5 protein-coding genes are annotated in these 3,841 nt (G+C 39.5%); all 5 read right to left on the reverse strand.

Translation table 11 applies throughout. The features are described 5' to 3' along the window. Positions 1–107 precede the first annotated feature (107 nt). Positions 108–506, reverse strand: coding sequence for a hypothetical protein (locus SGI74_14350; protein MDZ4678675.1), 399 nt, complete (start codon positions 504–506; stop codon positions 108–110). Between the two features lie 124 nt (positions 507–630). Further along, on the reverse strand, positions 631–1,044 hold the full coding sequence (locus tag SGI74_14355; protein MDZ4678676.1) for a hypothetical protein: 414 nt from the start codon (positions 1,042–1,044) through the stop codon (positions 631–633). Continuing rightward, positions 1,037–1,873: a DUF4423 domain-containing protein gene (locus tag SGI74_14360; protein MDZ4678677.1), complete on the reverse strand. Its 837-nt coding sequence runs from the start codon at positions 1,871–1,873 to the stop codon at positions 1,037–1,039. The genes SGI74_14355 and SGI74_14360 overlap by 8 nt, the downstream gene beginning before the upstream one ends. A gap of 314 nt (positions 1,874–2,187) precedes the next feature. Further along, positions 2,188–3,186 carry a hypothetical protein gene (locus SGI74_14365; protein ID MDZ4678678.1) on the reverse strand — a complete coding sequence of 333 codons (999 nt, stop codon included), beginning with the start codon at positions 3,184–3,186 and terminating at the stop codon, positions 2,188–2,190. 12 nt (positions 3,187–3,198) lie between these two features. Beyond that, a complete protein-coding gene (locus tag SGI74_14370) occupies positions 3,199–3,735 on the reverse strand; it encodes a hypothetical protein (GenBank protein MDZ4678679.1) in 537 nt (178 codons plus the stop codon). Positions 3,736–3,841 lie beyond the last annotated feature (106 nt).

Here is a 3,841-nt window from a genome sequence, read left to right on the forward strand (position 1 = left end):
AGGGTCGAAGGCCTTTCATCCCAAAAGACGCACAATAGTGGCTTTTGGGATTTTTTTCGAAAATCTGGAGTAACAAAACTTGACCGAAAAACTCCAGGTAAAGAATGCTAGCGACAGTTTTCAGAAAGGATCACAGTCCTACCTTTTTCAAATCGGTTCACGCAGTCGTGTTCTATCGGTAATGATTCAAAGCAATCCTTTCGCGCTTGTGCTTTCACTTTTGGTAATTCATCACCGTAAGCTGATCCTTCATTTGTTGTCTCAGTGCCGCTTTTCGCACAAACAACGTTTTGACGAGGGCAACCCATAACCATGTCAGTTTGTTTTAGAATATCTCCGCCTAAATCCTTGCAATATTCCTGAAGGTCAGACCACGGGTTTTCTTTATAGTCCCAATAGTTATTAAACAAAATGGCGTTGTTGACCGACTTGCACTTAACTTCACAGTAGTAGCTGGCCTGGCTGACAGCTGAAGTTAGCATTACTAAAGTAAATATTGATTTCATTTTTCTCTCCTTGTTAATTAGATGTAGCAAACCCAAAATAGGCAAACAAACCTAATTATTATTGCAGGCGAGAAACTGATTGCGGGCAGCAATCAGTTGACTTCAAGTATTGCTGCCACTCCATCTAGTACTTAAGGTAAGCTCCAATATCTTGTTCTGTGGCACTATCAATATTTCGACATTCAGTACCCACAAAAACCGTTGTACGCCGTTCACCAATACGTTTGGTGTCAGAAATTATGTATGGAGCAAGAGACTTGATCATTAAGACGCGATCAAGGGCAGTTACTAAACTCACACAATATATCGCCTCGCCCTCACGACCTCTTTGCTCATAGGTATAATCAGAAATTTTCTTCGCTTTTTTGGCTCGGGCAATATATTTCTGTAGAACAACTTGCGTTTTAGAATCAATTCCAGTTCCTATGCTATTAAACTTCACATAGACAGTCGAGGCTGCAACACGACCACCGGATTCACGATTTGCAAGAGTCATCGAGCTTGTCATTAATACCGCTAAAAAAATTATTTTATTCACACAATTCTCCTTTAGTTTTGTTTTTAATTCTATTTTTGGTTACAGGGTAAAGCGAAATCGAAAGTTGATAGACTTCATCTAAACTCTTGCCGGATGCTAGTAGCCGGCCCATGTCTCGGCGAAAAGTTTTGATAAGTTGTTTTGCCTCAGTTAATTTTTTGGTATCAATCGCCATGGTCATGGAAGATTGTGAGCGCTTTTCAATGGGGACCATTTTTAGTGCATCAATACCGCCTTCAAGAATTTGTTTTTGTTGCTCGCGATGAGCTTTGCTGGTGGCGATACTAAGAATTGATGAACTCGAACTCTCAGAAGGTAGCCATTCTTTTAATTCTTGGCCAAATTTTAGTAAACCAGCATCTTGCAGACGTTTTATCGATTTTCTAGCTTCATTCAGACTGATTCCCAACCATTGGGCTACTTCTTCAAAGCTAAAGGTAAACTCCTTTAATTTGAATAATTCTAAAATAGCATAGTGTTGCCATTCCGACACGATCTGAAAAACCTCGACACCGTGCTGAGAATATTCTTTATCGCTCGTTTTTTCCTGAGCTGCCGGCATTAACCAACTTGCGATCTCATTTACTTCGAAGCCCAGTTTTTTAGCCAAAGTTTTTCTCAAGCGGACGCCGATCGATTTTTGTTGATTGATTATTTTACTAAGGTTGCTGGGGTCAACACCCAAATCTCTAGAATATGATCGAAGCGAATAGGACTTATTGCGCATCTTCTTGCGCCCAAAATCAGTTCTTAAAATTTCGACCAGTGGATCTCGTTTCATGGAGACTACATATGACAATCTGCTTGATCCCGCAAGAGGTTTAACCACAAACTGTGGTTTTTAAAAAACCACAGAATTTATTATATACTTTGTGGCTTTTCTCGCCTGCCATTAGCTACTTCCTGCGCTTTTGGCCTAAGGGCTGGCAGTACTTTTAACTTGATCCCTACGTGATTTCGCTCCCACAGATAGGATTGGGGTTTGGTTAGAGCTTCGAATTGATGAAGAAAAAAAAGCTTCTGAATCTAAATCGGCAAAGTGATTACTGCCGTTAACGAGCCACTTAAACTTAGATGTTAGAGTATTTCCTTGGGGTGTCGTCGGCCTAATCACCGACGGCACCTGTATTTAAAGAATATTGATTAATTACCCCTACAAATATTTTTCGCTTCTTCAATGGTATAGATATGCGTATCCCTGTAGTAATCTTTAATAGTCATGACTTTTTGTAGGACACAGTCAGCGTAGGCTTGGCCATTACTGCATATTTGTGCAACTTCTTTCTTATCCCGAAAAAGGAGATTAGGCTTGAATGTTTTTGCCGTCGATATGAGAAGTGCGTTTTGACAACTTATAAACCTACCCTCAGAAAAATAACTGACACTCTTCTTGTGAGCCGCGATAGTTTTTTCTCTCTCCTGACTCGCGGTTGTAAAAAAAGTGGTGGAGTTATTTTGGGTGGCCGCAATATAAAAGTCTTCAACCTCGTGGTTAAACATCTCTATATGCTCAACTTGCGCCATATCTGAGTCAAAAACCAGGTAAACATCTACGGCATTGGCATCAGCAACATAGATGGGAATATTAACTATTTCGACTAAGCGTCTTTTAATCTGGCTGAGATCATTTTCCGATAAAGTTCCCTTTTCTCTAAGGATGCTATATTTTGCCTTAAGATAGAGGAGTTGTGATCTTTTTGAAAAATTTAAGAGGTCAAGATAAAAGCCCCTCTTATGTTGTGCCGCTGCTTCAGCAATTGAGTCTCTCTGGGTGTTTGATAAGTCTGAAAAACTGCGGTTCAAGTCAGTATTTATGAGAATACCTTTAACTTTTATTTTTTCATTAAATTTGGCCTTAGGGTCCACACCAGACTTGATACGAATAAAATCCAGATTATCTTTGGATGCCTGTAAGGCCTCACCAAATTTACCTTGCTCTAACAAGTTTTCTATTTTTCGCAGCGATTCGGCCGCAGAATCAAAGACCTCTTGATAATTAACCTTAGATGGACTTGCCGGCAGTTCTACCTCTATAGATGGCGTTGGGGGCGTAGGGTCGTCATTGAACCAACCAAAGAGTTCAAAAGCAGAAGCCATATTTGAAGTTAACAAGACTGCAGTTAGTATAAGTTTAGTTTTCATAAGTTCTCCTAGTTATCTGTAGTAAGGGTTATTAAATGCTGGAAAGCTATAAGTTACATCACGGGTCCAAAGTAATTTAAGATCCGCAAATTTTGCTAGTTCAAGTATTTTTGCATCCAACATCGAGAAGTTGACCAAAAATACATCTCTCGGGTTTCGTGTATCGACGCTGAGTTCGTTGATTGTGGATTTGCACTCTGTCTCCGCATGGGCGAACTTCTCATGGCTAAATGACGCAGAAAAAATTCCAGACATTGAGCCAGATGTTAGTGCATTTCCATAGTTTGTTTCTACGCACACAGTGACCGTTTGTTCGCCTAAAAAATTCATTTTGACAGATCTATCAATGAGGATTTCTACTTCATCTTTATTGATGTGGCCCTGATCAATGAGTTTTATTTGCAGGTTTAAATTAGTTATGGCCAAAAATTTGAGTAGTAAAATAGACTCCGCATTTTGGTTAATATAGGCCACTATTTCTTTTCTTAGTTTTAATAAGTCATTTTGAACCTTTTTGGGAAACCTGGCGATTTCTTCAGGATTTCGCAAAATAAGCTTCCCGAATTCAAGATATTACTGCAATAGGTTAAAGGAATTAGATAAAGGCCAGGCAACAAAGTCATGTCACACTTTTAGTTACCACACTGAAAGGAAC

Source organism: Oligoflexia bacterium, assembly GCA_034439615.1.
In the GTDB taxonomy this organism is placed as follows: Bacteria; Bdellovibrionota; Bdellovibrionia; order JABDDW01; family JABDDW01; genus JAWXAT01.

Bases quoted from the DNA above. Each gene is read 5' to 3' on its own strand.
- SGI74_14350 (MDZ4678675.1), bottom strand. From the start codon at position 506: ATGAAATCAATATTTACTTTAGTAATGCTAACTTCAGCTGTCAGCCAG.
- SGI74_14365 (MDZ4678678.1), bottom strand. From the start codon at position 3,186: ATGAAAACTAAACTTATACTAACTGCAGTCTTGTTAACTTCAAATATG.